The sequence below is a fragment of the Winslowiella arboricola genome, assembly GCF_025527015.1.
Classification (GTDB): Bacteria; Pseudomonadota; Gammaproteobacteria; order Enterobacterales; family Enterobacteriaceae; genus Erwinia; species Erwinia arboricola.
On the sequence record NZ_JAODIM010000043.1, the window covers coordinates 986,633 to 1,000,966 of the forward strand.

A 14,334-nucleotide genomic window follows, 5' to 3' on the forward strand; every position below is an offset into this window, starting at 1 on the left:
TAAACAGCATCTTTCACCCATTATTCGCATCCAGTGCGGCGCATAGTTTAAAATGCCTTTATCCGATTCGCTATATATTCCGCAAAAAATTATGACTAATTTGGTTTTAGCCTCAACTTCACCCTTTCGCCAGGCGCTGTTAAATAAACTTGGCCTGCCATTTATCACCGCCGCGCCGCAGGTCGATGAGACGCCACTCGCACAAGAAAGCGCGCCACAGCTGGTGTCACGCCTTGCAGCGGCGAAAGCGCAGGCGCTGGCCGGGCGCTATCCCGATCATCTGATAATAGGCAGCGATCAGGTTTGCGTATTAAACGGACAAATAACCGGTAAACCGCATACCGTTGAGAATGCCTGTACACAATTACGTCAGGCAAGTGGCCAGTCTGTTATTTTTTATACCGGACTGGCGCTTTATGCCAGCAGGCAGGCGCAGATAAATACCCTGTGTGAAACCTTTACCGTTCATTTCCGTGACTTAAGTGATGCAGAAATTGCTGCTTATGTCGCCAGAGAGCAGCCGCTAAACTGTGCGGGCAGCTTTAAAAGTGAAGGTCTGGGGATAACGTTATTTGACCGTTTACAGGGACGCGATCCCAATACGTTAGTCGGATTACCGCTGATTGCGTTATGCGAAATGCTGCGTAAGGCGGGGATGGATCCGTTGCTGTCGTGAACCGGCAGCGGGTTGACCTGCAGGGGCGGCGTTCTCGCCGCCCGTGGTCAGGTTATTTATTGCGCAAAAAGGCCAGACAGCGCTTTAAGCCATCATCAAGTGGCGCTTCAACCCGCATCACTTCACCCGTGTTGGGATGGGTGAAACGTAGCGCTGCCGCATGCAGAAACAGGCGATTCAGTCCGCTGCCCGCCAGCTGGCGATCGAAATCGCGATCGCCGTAGCGGTCGTCGAAGGCGATCGGATGACCACCATGCAAGGTGTGTACGCGTATCTGATGGGTACGTCCGGTTACCGGGCTGGCTTTCACCAGCGTCGCCATCTCATAACGCTCTTCCACTTTAAAGCGCGTTTCTGACGCTTTACCTTCACTACTGACTCGCACCACACGCTCGCCGCTTTGCAGAATATTTTTCAGCAGCGGCGCCTGCACCACTTTCAGATGCGATGGCCACTGGCCACGCACCAGCGCCAGATAATCCTTCTGCATCCCTTTTTCACGCAGCTGCTCATGCAGCGAACGCAGTGCCGAGCGTTTTTTTGCCACCAGTAAAATACCGGAGGTATCGCGATCGAGACGGTGCACCAGCTCAAGGAAGCGAGCTTCCGGCCGCAGGGCGCGCAGCCCTTCAATCACGCCGAAGCTCAGGCCACTACCGCCATGCACCGCCGTGCCGGAAGGCTTATTCATCACCAGAATATGCTCATCCTCATAGAGGATGGCGTCGGCGAGAGAGGCTACTTTCGCCAGCTTCGGCGAAACGGCATCTTCATCGCGCTCCGCCACGCGGACCGGCGGGATGCGCACTTCATCGCTCTCTGCCAGCTTGTACTCAGGTTTGATGCGTTTTTTATTCACCCGCACCTCGCCTTTACGCACAATGCGGTAAATCATGCTCTTGGGCACGCCTTTCAAATGGGTGCGTAAAAAATTGTCGATACGTTGCCCCGCTTCATCAGCGGAGATGGTAATTATTTTGACAGATGGCGTATTGGTTTTCATGGTCGGCGATTCTAATTAGTGAGGGATAATAGCGCCACCTCTTTTTCTGTGCTTAACTGAAAGTCTGTCGGGTTAAGTACGCTATATGAGCGCTTTTTATACGGTTTTCTTGTAACTCCGAAAAAACACGCAATAAAGCTGGAATAAACTTCTCAAGGCGGTAAAAGTAACCTTGCTATAACAAGGTTAGCAATGGAATAATGTTAGCGTTTTTTCACGTTGTACCTTGTTAAAACAAGCAAATATTTACCCAAAGTAATTGAAGTTGCAGCAAGGCAGCAAGGGAACGAATCCCGGTGAGCTGACTCAGGTCAGTGATTCGGGTGAGTGAGCGTAGCTAACGCCGCTGCGGCTTCAAGAACGAAGGGTATAAAGGAATTTTGCCGGATAGCACACACACGCAGCAATGGCGTAAGACGTATTGTGAAATCAGGCATTTAGCGGGCTGCGGGTTGCAGCCTGGACGATAAGACGGGATTGACTCTTTCTGGTAATTCAGTAGTGGTTCCCCTCGTAAAAGCGCTGTTTTTTCCGTATGAAAAACAGGCTGCCGAGATTTTGCGCCCCTTAGCAGGCGACAACCGTGAGGTTGACGACTTTGCGAACAGACACGGGGCCATCGGTTGTTCATTGTCCAGCGTTACCATGCCCGTAGCTTTGTCACTAATGTAAGAATAATGAGTAAGTTACGATGAAAAGAATGTTGATAAACGCAACTCAACAGGAGGAGTTGCGTGTTGCCCTGGTTGATGGACAGCGACTGTACGATCTGGATATCGAAAGCCCAGGACACGAACAGAAAAAAGCCAACATCTATAAAGGAAAGATCACCCGCATTGAACCGAGTCTTGAAGCTGCATTTGTCGATTACGGTGCCGAAAGACATGGTTTCCTACCTCTGAAAGAAATTTCCCGCGAATACTTCCCTGCGAATTACAATTCTCACGGCCGTCCAAATATTAAAGACGTGCTGCGCGAAGGCCAGGAAGTGATTGTTCAGATTGATAAAGAAGAACGTGGTAATAAAGGCGCGGCCTTAACCACCTTTATCAGCCTGGCGGGCAGCTATCTGGTTCTGATGCCTAACAACCCGCGTGCGGGTGGCATCTCGCGCCGTATCGAAGGCGACGACCGTACCGAGCTGAAAGAAGCGCTCTCTTCACTGGAACTGCCGGATGGCATGGGCCTGATTGTACGCACCGCAGGCGTAGGCAAATCTGCTGAAGCCCTGCAGTGGGATCTCAGCTTCCGTATGAAGCACTGGGAAGCGATCAAGAAAGCCGCCGACAGCCGCCCTGCTCCGTTCCTGATCCATCAGGAAAGCAACGTGATCGTCCGTGCCTTCCGTGACTATCTGCGCCAGGACATCGGCGAGATTCTGATCGATAACCCGAAAGTGCTGGAGCTGGCACGCCAGCATATCGCCGCCCTCGGTCGCCCGGATTTCAGCAGCAAAATTAAACTGTACACCGGTGAAATCCCGCTGTTCAGCCACTACCAGATCGAATCGCAGATTGAGTCTGCCTTCCAGCGTGAAGTGCGTCTGCCGTCAGGTGGTTCCATCGTTATCGATAGCACTGAAGCACTGACCGCTATCGACATCAACTCCGCCCGCGCAACCCGCGGCGGCGATATCGAAGAAACCGCCTTCAATACCAACCTCGAAGCAGCCGATGAGATTGCCCGCCAGCTGCGTCTGCGCGACCTGGGTGGCCTGATCGTTATCGACTTTATCGATATGACCCCGGTTCGCCATCAGCGCGCGGTAGAAAACCGTCTGCGTGAAGCGGTGCGTCAGGATCGTGCGCGTATCCAGATTAGCCATATTTCACGCTTCGGCCTGCTGGAGATGTCACGTCAGCGTCTCAGCCCGTCGCTGGGTGAATCAAGTCATCACGTCTGCCCACGCTGTAGCGGCACCGGCACCATCCGTGATAACGAATCGCTGTCACTCTCTATTTTGCGTCTGATTGAAGAAGAGTCGCTGAAAGAGAACACCAAAGAAGTGCATGCCATTGTTCCGGTGCAAATCGCCTCTTACCTGCTGAACGAAAAACGTGATGCGGTCAGTGCGATTGAAAAACGCCAGGGCGGTGTACGCGCCATCATCGTGCCTAACGATCAGATGGAAACGCCACACTACTCCGTTCTGCGTGTGCGCATTGGTGAAGAGACGCAAACTCTCAGCTACCACCTGCCGAAACTGCATGAAGCGGAAATGGCGCTGCCTTCTGAAGAGGAGCATGCCGAGCGTAAACGTCCTGAGCAACCTGCACTGGCCGCCTTTGTGATGCCTGATGCGCCACCGGCACCGCAGGAAAGCAGTGCGCCGGTCAAAGAACGTCAGCCAGCGCCGGCCGTACAGCCAGCCACCCCAGCCGCCGCACCACAGCCGGGCCTGTTCAGCCGTCTGCTCGGTGGTCTGAAGAAACTGTTTGCCGCTGAAGAGAGCAGCAGTGCTCAGCCGCAGCAGGAAGTCAGCGAGCCAGTGGTAGCGACTGAAGCGACACCACAACGTAACGATCGTCGCAACAATCGCCGTAATAACAATAACCGTCGCGATCGCAGTGGCGAGCGTGGTGGTGAACGCAATAACCGTGAGCGTAATAGCGAAGGCCGCGACAATCGTGATAATCGTGATAACCGCGATAATCGTGACAATCGCGAAGGTCGTGAAACTCGTGAAAGCCGCGAAGACAATCGTCGCAACAAACGCCCGGCCGCAGCCGCCGCTGCTGTTGAGCCACGTGACGATCTGCAACCGGCGCAGAGTGATGAAGCCCGAGCGCAGCAGCGTGACGAGCAGCAGCAACAGCGTCGCGAACAGCGCGCGGAACGCCAGCGTCGTCGTCAGGACGAGAAACGTCAGCAACAACAGGAAGCGAAGAGCGAGCAACCGGTGGTTGAAGAACCCGCTGCTGTCGCCGCGATTGCGCCTGAAGCTGATGTCGAAGAGAACGTGCAGGTGATGCCGCGTCGTAAGCCGCGCCAGCTGAGCCAGAAAGTTCGTTTCGAATCTGCACCGGCTGCCGTAACGGAAGAACCTGCTCCGACGCCAGCACCTGAACTGTCAGATGAACGTGAATTCCCTGTGGTGCTGCCAGCATCCGTGGAAACCGCTACTGACGATCAGGATGATGCAGAAAACCGTGACAGCATGCCACGTCGTTCTCGTCGCTCGCCTCGCCATCTGCGCGTCAGCGGTCAGCGTCGTCGTCGTTACCGTGACGAGCGTTACCCGTCGCAATCTCCGATGCCGCTTGGCTTTGCCGCTGCGTCACCAGAAATGGCCTCCGGCAAAGTGTGGATCACCTATCCGGTGGCCCAGGCTGCAGACGAGCAGAGCGTAGCTGATAACGCACCAGAAGCCGCCGCTGAAGAACAGCAGCAGCAACTGAGCGCCGCAGCTATCGCCCTGCCAGAGAGCGATGACGTGACCACCAGCGCAGAAAGCATTGATGCTGAGCAGCCGGTCACGGAAGTTGAGCCACAGCAGTTGCCAGAACCTGAAGTCACCCTGGTGGAGACTGAAGAGACCGCAGCGATCGAGACGCCGGTAAACGAAGAACCGGTGGTGATTACCGCCGCCGATGAAGTGGTTGCCGAACAGACTGCAGCCGCAGCCGAACCGGCAGACGATGCCAGCAAAGCGGTCGCTGAAGCACTGGAAGCCGCGGAAGCCGCACCTAAAGTGACTGACGAAGCGCCACTGCCGGTGACTGAAGTTGCCAGCGATATCGCCAGCGACAATGTAGCGGATGTCAGCGAACAGGTTGCCGCTGAAGTGGAAGAAGTGACTGCCGCAGCAGAAGTGGTTGCCGAAGAACCGGCAGTAAAAGCTGAAGCACCGGCTGCCGCAGTAAGCGCACCGCAGCAGGCGCCAGCCACGGCGGTCAGTGAACCGCATGCACCGGTTGCTGCGCGTGATACTGCTATCGTGCCAGTGGTTGCTGCATCGGTTAACTTTAAACATCATGCGACGGCGCCGATGACCAAAGCGCCTGCGCCTGAGTGGCAGCAAGAGCCTGCACGTCACAGCGACTGGGTACGTCCGGACTACGCCTTTGAGGGTAAAGGTTCTGCAGGTGGCCATGCGGCAACGCATCAGGCAACTGCACCGGCTACCAAGCCTTAATCGTTAGTCGTAACAGCCCATCTCACCGATGGGCGTTACCCTTAAAAACCCCCTGCCAGCGCATGCTGTCAGGGGTTTTTTTTATCTCCGCAACGCTCAGCACGCCATCTTATTAACCACCGGTAAAGATCGAATCCGTTAACAGACGTGAAATAAGCATAAAAAAAATCCCGTTAGCCGCTGGTGAGCGAATAACGGGACAAAATAAACGTACCCGGTTTAAGCACGTTCAAATTCGGATGATAATTTACGAGTTAATCTGGAACAGTGACATTTTGGACATGCTGCTGAAGGTCGAATAAGACGCCTGCAACGCGGACTGAAGCATGGTGTAAGAAGAAATGGTGCTGGTGTAATCGGCATCCACCAGATTACTCATCTGGGTGGTATAGCTCAGATCGCGGTCAGCACTCAGGTCATCCAGTTTTTCCAGTTCATCCAGCTGCGTACCGGTCTCAGAGCGCACTTTAAGCACGTTATTCAGCGAGTTGCCTAAACTGCGCGTGGCTTTGCCAAGTGCAGCGGTATACGCGTCCGTTGTCGTCTCATCGGCGCCATCTTGCGGCACTTTTAGCGCCGCAATCACGTCGTCCAGCATTTTGAACAGATCGGTTTCGCTGGTGCCGCCATCCGGCTCTGCTTCAGCAGTACTGGTCAGCGTTTGAAAAATTTCTTTCCCGGTATGACTGATGGTCATGGTACGGGAAGAGTCGACTTGCTGGGTGATAGACTCATTACCGCCCTGGTAAACCATGGTGCCGGTGCTGTCATCAAATGGCGCAGCATCGGTCTTATAACCGGCAAACAGATAACGTCCGTTGCCATCAGTGGTGTTCGCCAGGTTCTTCAGCTGCCCACGCACACCTTCGAGCTGCGTAGCCAGCGACGCACGGTCATCGTCACTCAGCGTGCCGTTACCAGCGTTAACCACCAGACTCTGCGCCGAGATAATGCTGCTGGTGACGTTCTGCAACGTACTCTCTTCCAGCGACAGGTTCTGGGTAGCGAAGTCACGCGCCAGACCGAACTGCTTACTTTGCGCCTGAGTTTGCGCCAGCAGGACCGCATTCGCCGACGCGATAGGGTCATCAGACGGGTTAACCACACGTTTACCCGAAGAGAGTTGCTCCCCTGCTTTCAGCCAGGATGACTGCGCGTCAATGATCGCTTTGGTCTGCTGGCTATACATCATGGTGGTACTAATACGCATAGCGTTAAATCCTTATTTCTGATTCATTAACGGATGTTGATCAACGCGTCAAAGATAGTCGACGCTGCCTGCAGCACCTGGGCATTCGCCAGGTAATACTGCTGGAATTGCGTCAGGTTGACATACTCTTCATCGAGGCTGACACCGGAAATGGCTTGCTGGCGGGTAGTCAGCTGCGTCACCACGCTATCCTGAGTAGCACTGGCGGTTTCCAGCGAACTGGTTTTGTTACCAACAACGCTGACCATCGTGGCGTAAGCCTGGCTGTAAGTGCTTTTGCCATTGACCAGGCTGCTGCTCTGCAGACTCAGCAACTTCTGCGCATTGGTGTTATCACTTACGCCGCTACCGGCTGCCGATCCGGCAGCAATCTGCCCTTCATCGGTAATGGCGACCGCCATATTAACAATCGCATCGGTGACCGGCTTAACCACAAAACTGTCTTTCGCCGCGGCGCCTGTGCTGTTGGAGATACTGACTTCCAGACCATCAAACACCAGCGTCGGATCACCGGTAGTGCTGTTGGTGCCGGTGGTGTAGCTGACAGAGGTATTGTCAGATGAACGGGTCACCTTCCAGCTGGTGCCATCATAAGAGACGTTATAGTCCGTCGCCTGCACCGCACTTGAGTCGGTTATCGTGGCTGACAGGCCCGCTGTACCGCTGTTTTTACTGTTGGCGACCGTTGACGGCGAACCCACAGTAAAGAAATCAACACCGGTGTTGCCGTCGGTGTCATAACCCGCACTGTGCTGGGTGTTAAAGGAGTCCGCGAACACCAGCGCCAGCTGATTAAGCTGATTACGTGCGGTGGATAAATCTTCACGACGGAATGCCAGCGTGCCGGCCAGTGAACCGGTGGTCAGCTGCTTTTCCGGGATCTCAACATTGCCTGCCGTGCTGTCGACATAGCCCACCGTCAGTTTCGACGGATCGCTGCTGGAGGCCATCGCCACTAACTGTTTAGATGTGTTGCCGCTGACCAGCTGAGTGCCATTGCCAATCGAAATATTGTAGTTACCGTCCTGTTCTGAAACGGTTACACCGATAATATTGTTCAGTTCACTGACTAACTGATCGCGCTGATCCAGCAGGTTATTCGGACTGGCGCCGGTGCCTGCCGCAGTCAGCTTGGTGATCTGCTTATTAAGGTTAGCGATCTGCGTGGAGTAAGTATTGATTTGATCAACGCTGGAAGTGATGGTGGTATTGACTCCACTTTCCAGGTTACGCAGATATTCATCGGTGGTTTTGAACTGGCTGACCAGTCCCTGCCCCTGACTCAGCATACTCTGACGCGCGGATGCGTCATCCGCACTGCTCACCACGTTCTGCACAGCAGTAAAGAAACTTTGCATCGATGTTGACAGGCTGGTCGTTGAACTGGCGAACAGATCATCAATATTGGAAATCTGGCTGTACTGCGCGCTAAGCGCACTGCTTGAGGCGCTGGCGCCACGCAGCTGCGTAGTAATAAAGGTATCATACTCACGATTGACGCCGACGACATTGACACCGTTACCATAGTAACTGCCGCCAACCTGAGTGCTTGCCGCCTGGCTCAGCGCCAGTGTCTGACGCGTGTAGCCGCTAACCGTGTAGTTACTGATATTGTTACTGGTGGTATTAAGCGCAGCCTGGGCGGCTGTTAAACCGCTCATTGCGGAGTTAATTAAGCTGGACATGTCGGTTCCTCGTTTTCCCGCACAATGTTCGGGCCGGCATTAGTGCTAACAGTTGCCGGTGAAGAGTGATATCCCTCCCGGCCTGTATTCGTTATCGGCGTTTTTAAGTGAAACTTGAGAAAAAAAATCAGAACAATTTGCTGAGATCACTGCTGTAAGCTTTCACCACTTTGTCACCCATACTCTTGAATTGCTGGATCATTCCCATCAATTTTTGCGCGTACTTAGGATCGGTAGCATAACCCGCAGCCTGCAGAGCCATCGCGCCCTGCTCGGGGGTGCTGGCATTGGCGACCGCGGCATAGCGTGGGTTATTGCTGATCAGTTTGACGTAGTCGGTTAAGGCTTCGGTATAAGAGCTGTACACGCGGAAACTGGCCTGCACTTTTTTTGCCACGCCATTTTCATATTCGGTGGTGGTAATCTCCGTCTTATCACCCTGCCAGGCGCTGTTGGCTTTTATGCCGAACAGGTTGTAGCTCGGCTTGCCGTCGCGGGTCATAATCTGACGCTGGCCCCAGCCGGACTCCAGCGCCGCCTGCGCCAGAATCAGGTGATGCGGAATACCGCTTGCGGCGCTGGCTTCCTGCGCCGGTTGCGCCAGGGTGGCAAGGAAGTTGCTGCTGTCGCCGCTTAGCGTCATGCTGCCCGCAGCAGGCAACTTCGGCATGGCACGACGCACCATCTGCTCCAGCTCAATCGGCGGCAAGGTATTAATAAACTTCTTATCCAGCAGCATCGGCAGCGTACCGGCGGTCTCGTCCGGCGCCACTGATGGCGCCATCTGTTTCACAATGGTATCGGCCAGACCCAGCCCTTTGTTGCCAATCTCCTGCGCAACCTGCTGATCGTACATTGAGGTAAACATACGGGTCTGCTCTGTGCTGAGCAGGCCGTTCTGCGGCAGCGCCTGACGCATGCTTTTCAGCATCATCTGCACAAACATGCCTTCAACCTGTTTTGCTACCTGCAGCGCTTTGCCTTTCGGGTCGCTACCGGCTTCACGTTTCAGATCGTTAAGCGACTGGCTGTCAAAAGCCGCGCTGGTCAGCGATTGCGAGGAGGTGCTGCTCATCAGATAATTTCCAGTTTGGCGCGTAAACAACCGGCACTCTGCATCGACTGCAGAATGGACATAAGATCCATCGGCGTCGCGCCCAGCGCATTCAGCGCACGCACCACATTGTTCAGGTTGGCGCTGGCGTTCACCCGTTGCAGCGCGCCGCCTTCCTGACGTAAGTCGATCTGCGTTTGTGGCGTCACCACCGTCTGACCGCCGCCCAGCGGCGTCGTCGGCTGACTGACGTTCTGCGACTGGTTGACGGTAACCGACAGATTACCCTGCGCCACTGCACAACTATCCAGCATCACTTCGCGGTTCATCACCACCGAACCGGTACGTGAGTTGATAATCACTTTTGCATCCTGCAACGGCACTGAGACATCGATATTCTGAATATCGGCCAGCAGACGCACCTGTGCGCTGCTGTTGGCGCTGGTGCGGATCTGCACGGTACGTGCATCCAGCGCCTGCGCCGAGCCATATCCACTACGGCTGTTAATCGCATCACTGATACGCTGCGCCATCGAGAAGTCTTCGTCGTTCAGCTGCAAATTGATCACATTCGCAGTGCCGAAGTTAGTTGAGAGTTCGCGTTCGATGGTGGCGCCACCGGTGATACGGCCGCCATTCAGCTGGTTAACCTGCACGCTGCTGCCCCCTGCGGAAGCACCGGCGCCGCCGACCAGAATATTACCCTGCGCCAGCGCATACACCTGGTTGTCGACACCTTTCAGTGGCGTCATCAGCAGCGTACCGCCACGCAGACTTTTGGCGTTACCCATTGAGGAAACCACCACATCGATCTGCTGGCCCTGACGACCAAACGCTGGCAGTTTGGCGGTGATCATCACCGCAGCCACGTTTTTCAGCTGCATATTGGTGCCGGCCGGCACGGTAATCCCCAGCTGCGATAACATATTGCTCAGCGACTGAGTGGTAAAAGGCGTCTGCGTGGTCTGGTCACCGGTGCCGTCGAGGCCCACTACCAGACCGTAGCCGATCAGCGAGTTACCGCGTACGCCCTGCACGCTGGTCAGATCGCGAATGCGGTCAGCGGATGCCAGTGAACTGACGCCAAGCAGCAGACAAAATGCTGCGCGAAGAATAGATAATTTACGCATTGTTACCTCTTACAGCGGTGCAACGTTCAGGAAGAAACGCTGCAGCCAGCCCATGTTCTGTGCTTCGTTGATATAACCGTTGCCGACGTACTCAATGCGCGCGTCTGCCACCTGACTGGAGACAACCGCGTTGCTACCGCTGATGGTGCGCGGGTTAACCACACCGGAGAAACGAATAAATTCTGTGCCCTGATTAATGGCGATCTGCTTCTCACCCACCACTTTCAGGTTGCCATTCGGCAACAGCTGATTAACGGTAACGGTAATTGTGCCGGTAAAGGTGTTATTAGCGGATGCGCCGCCTTTACCGGTGAAATCATTTTTGCCTTCGCCGGCAACCGAGGTTTTATCGCCACCCAGCAGGCCATTCAGTGCGCTTGGCACTGAGGTCAGACCGACGCTGGTGCTGCCATCGCGGCTGGCGTTAGCTGAAGAGCTCTTACTGGCGCTGACGTTTTCCTGCAGCGTAATCGTCAGCGTATCGCCGATATTACGTGGACGACGATCCTCGAACAGCGGCTGATAGCCGTAGTTCATCGGCATCACGCCCTGAAAGATCGATCCGTTAACCACCGGCGGCGAAGCTGGCAGCGGCTGAGCCGTTGTCGAGCCTTCCACTAAAGGGGTACGCGGAACTAAGGCACAACCGTTAAGGGTCAGTAGCAAACCTGCCACTAACCAACGTCCAGGCTTGAGTTGTAATTGCTTCGCCACGGATTCACTACCTTCTAAAAAGTCTGTTATGAGGGCGAGAATAGCCCCGCCCTTACTGCTAAATCAGCGGCTTAAAGCTGCGACAGCTTCTGCAGCATCTCGTCAGAGGTGCTGACCGCTTTACTGTTGATTTCATAAGCTCGCTGAGTCTGAATCATGCTGACCAGCTCTTCCGCCACGTTGACGTTAGAGGCTTCCACATAACCCTGATACAGCAGGCCAGCGCCGTTCAGCCCCGGCGTACTGTCGGTTGGCGCACCGGATGACTGCGTTTCCTGATACAGGTTTTCACCCATGCTTTCGAGGCCCGCATCGTTAATAAAGGTGCTCAGCGTTAACTGTCCTACCTGCACCGGAGTGGTTTGTCCCTGCTGCGTGACGCTGACGGTACCGTCACGCGCCACGGTCATGCTCAGGGAGTTAGCCGGAATGGTAATCGCAGGCTGCACCGGGAAACCGGCGTTGGTCACCAGCTGACCGTTCTGGTCGGTCTGGAATGAACCGTCACGGGTGTAAGCCACGGTGCCGTCTGGCATCTGCACCTGGAAGAAACCCTGGCCGTTGATCGCCACGTCTTTCGACGAGTTGGTCTGCGACAGGTTACCCTGGCTGTGCAAACGCTCAGTGGCCACCGGACGCACACCGGTACCGATCTGTAAGCCAGTCGGTAAAGTGGTCTGTTCAGATGACTGCGCACCAGGCTGACGCAGCGTCTGGTACATCAGATCTTCAAACACCGCACGCTGGCGTTTGAAGCCGTTGGTGCTGACGTTCGCCAGGTTGTTGGCGATAACATCCATATTGGTTTGCTGAGCGTCAAGACCGGTTTTAGCTATATATAAAGAACGAATCATATTATTTTCCTGTGTCCTTAACTGGACATGTTAAGGATCTGGTTCGCGCGTTGTTCATTTTCATCAACAGCCGAGATCACCTTCATCTGCATCTCAAAACGTCGCGCGTTAGCGATCATATCGACCATAGTGGCCACCGGTTTGACGTTACTGCCCTCCAGCACCCCAGGCATCAGCTTGATGGTGGGATCGGCTTGCAGTACCGCGCCACGTTGTTGCTGAGCACTGGCGGTCAGACGAAACATACCGTCATCACCGCGGGTCACTTCCGTGCCTTCAGCCTTAACCAGTTTTAAACGACCCAGCTGCACGGTGGCATTAGCGGACTCGCCCGGATTCAGCGCGGTAATTGAACCGTCAGCAGCAATGGTCAGCTCCGAACCTTGCGGCACCGCAATCGGCCCGCCGTCGCCCATCACCGGGTTGCCCTGAACGGTGAGCTGTCCGGTCGCACTGATCTGGATGTTACCGTTGCGGGTATAGGCTTCGCTGCCATCGGCAGTCTGCACCGCCAGCCAGCCATCCTGCTGTAACGCCACGTCCAGCGGACGCGCGGTATAGTCCATTGCGCCCTGAGACATATCAGCGCCCGGCGTGGAAGCAGTGACCAGCGTACGTGTTGGCAACGACAGTCCTTCAACCGGCACCGCGCGTAATGCATTCAGCTGCGCACGGAAACCCGGCGTTGAGGCGTTAGCCAGGTTACTGGCGGTCACTGCCTGCTGATTGAGCGTCTGCGTGGCAGCGCCCATGGCGGTATATATCGCGTGATCCATAATCTAAGCCTGTGTTAGAGAATCTGACGAACGTCAGAAAGCGTGGCGGTTCCCAGGGTTCCGAGATCCAGCACGGCGCTATCCGTGTTCGTGGTCACACCATTGACCAGCCCGTAATTCAGTGGCTGCGCCACCAGCTGAGTGCTACCGCTGCTGGCGGCAATGGTGAAGGAGTATTTGCCGTCTGGCGCGGTCGAGCCATCTTCCAGCGTGCCATCCCATGTATAGCTATGGACACCGGCGGTCACTGCCCCCAGATCGATGGTGCGAACCACTGCGCCAGTCGAATCTTTGATGGTGACGGTGGTCGCGGTTGAGGCGCTTTCCAGTTCAACGCCAAACGGCGTGGTCACGCCGCTGCCGGCCAGAATCTGCGAGCCGTCAACCATCACGCCCTGACCAATCAGCGAGGAGGCCTGTAATGCCTGATTGCTGTTAATCTGGCCAGAAATCGAGGACAGCGTGGTGTTGAGCTTCTCAATACCGCTCACGGTATTGATCTGCGCCAGCTGAGTGGTCAGCTCGCTGTTTTCCATCGGGTTAGTCGGGTCCTGGTTTTTCAACTGCGTGACCAACAGCGTCAGAAAGTTACTCTGTAAATCACTTGCGCTGGAGCTGGTAGAGCTCGTGCTGGTGCTGGCAAGTGCTGTTGATTCGTTGACGTTAACCGATACGCTCATTATTTTTCTCCGTTATTGACCCATGGTCAGAGTTTTCATCATCATTGATTTCACGGTGTTGAGAACCTCAACGTTGGCCTGGTAGCTGCGCGATGCGGACATGGTATTGACCGTTTCGCTGACCACATCGACGTTAGGCATCTTGACGTAACCCTTCTCATCGGCCATCGGATTACCTGGTTCGTAAACCAGTTTGGCGGGCGTCGGATCGTCAACCACTTGCGCGACTTTCACGCCACCTGTCGCCGCACCCGGTGCGGCATTGACCTGAAACACCACCTGCTTAGCGACATAAGGCTGACCATCCGGCCCGGTGACGCTATCGGCGTTGGCCAGGTTACTGGCGCTGACGTTCATTCGCTGTGACTGTGCAGTCATCGCCGAACCGGCGATATCAAAAATATTTAAAAGTGCCAT

Annotated in this window: 12 protein-coding genes; 2 read left to right on the forward strand and 10 right to left on the reverse strand. The window is 55.1% G+C overall.

The window, feature by feature from the left end; genetic code table 11:
- Positions 1–91: 91 nt before the first annotated feature.
- Positions 92–676, forward strand: coding sequence for a Maf family protein (locus N5923_RS22075; RefSeq protein WP_267144644.1), 585 nt, complete (start codon positions 92–94; stop codon positions 674–676).
- A 52-nt stretch (positions 677–728) separates the two neighbouring features.
- On the opposite strand, the gene rluC is transcribed toward N5923_RS22075, so the two are convergent.
- Positions 729–1,679, reverse strand: coding sequence for a 23S rRNA pseudouridine(955/2504/2580) synthase RluC (gene rluC, locus N5923_RS22080; protein WP_267144643.1), 951 nt, complete (start codon positions 1,677–1,679; stop codon positions 729–731).
- A 691-nt stretch (positions 1,680–2,370) separates the two neighbouring features.
- Here rluC and rne point away from each other — a divergent pair.
- Positions 2,371–5,814: a ribonuclease E gene (gene rne, locus N5923_RS22085; protein WP_267144642.1), complete on the forward strand. Its 3,444-nt coding sequence runs from the start codon at positions 2,371–2,373 to the stop codon at positions 5,812–5,814.
- A 247-nt stretch (positions 5,815–6,061) separates the two neighbouring features.
- On the opposite strand, the gene flgL is transcribed toward rne, so the two are convergent.
- The 9 genes from flgL to flgC all read right to left on the reverse strand — a co-directional run bounded on the left by flgL (position 6,062) and on the right by flgC (position 14,334).
- On the reverse strand, positions 6,062–7,024 hold the full coding sequence (gene flgL, locus N5923_RS22090) for a flagellar hook-associated protein FlgL (RefSeq protein WP_267144641.1): 963 nt from the start codon (positions 7,022–7,024) through the stop codon (positions 6,062–6,064).
- A 26-nt stretch (positions 7,025–7,050) separates the two neighbouring features.
- Positions 7,051–8,709 carry a flagellar hook-associated protein FlgK gene (flgK, locus tag N5923_RS22095; RefSeq protein WP_267144640.1) on the reverse strand — a complete coding sequence of 553 codons (1,659 nt, stop codon included), beginning with the start codon at positions 8,707–8,709 and terminating at the stop codon, positions 7,051–7,053.
- A gap of 127 nt (positions 8,710–8,836) precedes the next feature.
- Positions 8,837–9,784: a flagellar assembly peptidoglycan hydrolase FlgJ gene (flgJ, locus tag N5923_RS22100; RefSeq protein WP_267144639.1), complete on the reverse strand. Its 948-nt coding sequence runs from the start codon at positions 9,782–9,784 to the stop codon at positions 8,837–8,839.
- Complete coding sequence (locus N5923_RS22105; protein WP_267144638.1) at positions 9,784–10,893, reverse strand: flagellar basal body P-ring protein FlgI; 1,110 nt, start codon at positions 10,891–10,893, stop codon at positions 9,784–9,786. The genes flgJ and N5923_RS22105 overlap by 1 nt, the downstream gene beginning before the upstream one ends.
- 9 nt (positions 10,894–10,902) lie before the next feature.
- Complete coding sequence (locus tag N5923_RS22110) at positions 10,903–11,607, reverse strand: flagellar basal body L-ring protein FlgH (RefSeq protein ID WP_267144637.1); 705 nt, start codon at positions 11,605–11,607, stop codon at positions 10,903–10,905.
- Between the two features lie 71 nt (positions 11,608–11,678).
- Positions 11,679–12,461, reverse strand: coding sequence for a flagellar basal-body rod protein FlgG (gene flgG / locus N5923_RS22115; RefSeq protein ID WP_267144636.1), 783 nt, complete (start codon positions 12,459–12,461; stop codon positions 11,679–11,681).
- Positions 12,462–12,478: 17 nt separating this feature from the next.
- Positions 12,479–13,237, reverse strand: a complete 759-nt coding sequence (locus tag N5923_RS22120; protein WP_267145268.1) for a flagellar basal body rod protein FlgF — start codon at positions 13,235–13,237, stop codon at positions 12,479–12,481.
- Positions 13,238–13,251: 14 nt separating this feature from the next.
- Entirely contained in the window at positions 13,252–13,917 is a 666-nt protein-coding gene (flgD, locus tag N5923_RS22125; RefSeq protein ID WP_267144634.1) for a flagellar hook assembly protein FlgD, read from the reverse strand.
- A gap of 12 nt (positions 13,918–13,929) precedes the next feature.
- Positions 13,930–14,334: a flagellar basal body rod protein FlgC gene (gene flgC / locus N5923_RS22130; protein WP_267144633.1), complete on the reverse strand. Its 405-nt coding sequence runs from the start codon at positions 14,332–14,334 to the stop codon at positions 13,930–13,932.

What these genes read in the sequence shown, in the direction of transcription:
- N5923_RS22075 (WP_267144644.1), top strand. Translation starts at nt 92, where the DNA reads ATGACTAATTTGGTTTTAGCCTCAACTTCACCCTTTCGCCAGGCGCTG.
- rluC (WP_267144643.1), bottom strand. Translation starts at nt 1,679, where the DNA reads ATGAAAACCAATACGCCATCTGTCAAAATAATTACCATCTCCGCTGAT.
- flgK (WP_267144640.1), bottom strand. Translation starts at nt 8,709, where the DNA reads ATGTCCAGCTTAATTAACTCCGCAATGAGCGGTTTAACAGCCGCCCAG.
- flgL (WP_267144641.1), bottom strand. Translation starts at nt 7,024, where the DNA reads ATGCGTATTAGTACCACCATGATGTATAGCCAGCAGACCAAAGCGATC.
- N5923_RS22120 (WP_267145268.1), bottom strand. Translation starts at nt 13,237, where the DNA reads ATGGATCACGCGATATATACCGCCATGGGCGCTGCCACGCAGACGCTC.
- flgG (WP_267144636.1), bottom strand. Translation starts at nt 12,461, where the DNA reads ATGATTCGTTCTTTATATATAGCTAAAACCGGTCTTGACGCTCAGCAA.
- flgD (WP_267144634.1), bottom strand. Translation starts at nt 13,917, where the DNA reads ATGAGCGTATCGGTTAACGTCAACGAATCAACAGCACTTGCCAGCACC.
- rne (WP_267144642.1), top strand. Translation starts at nt 2,371, where the DNA reads ATGAAAAGAATGTTGATAAACGCAACTCAACAGGAGGAGTTGCGTGTT.
- flgC (WP_267144633.1), bottom strand. Translation starts at nt 14,334, where the DNA reads ATGGCACTTTTAAATATTTTTGATATCGCCGGTTCGGCGATGACTGCA.
- N5923_RS22105 (WP_267144638.1), bottom strand. Translation starts at nt 10,893, where the DNA reads ATGCGTAAATTATCTATTCTTCGCGCAGCATTTTGTCTGCTGCTTGGC.
- flgJ (WP_267144639.1), bottom strand. Translation starts at nt 9,784, where the DNA reads ATGAGCAGCACCTCCTCGCAATCGCTGACCAGCGCGGCTTTTGACAGC.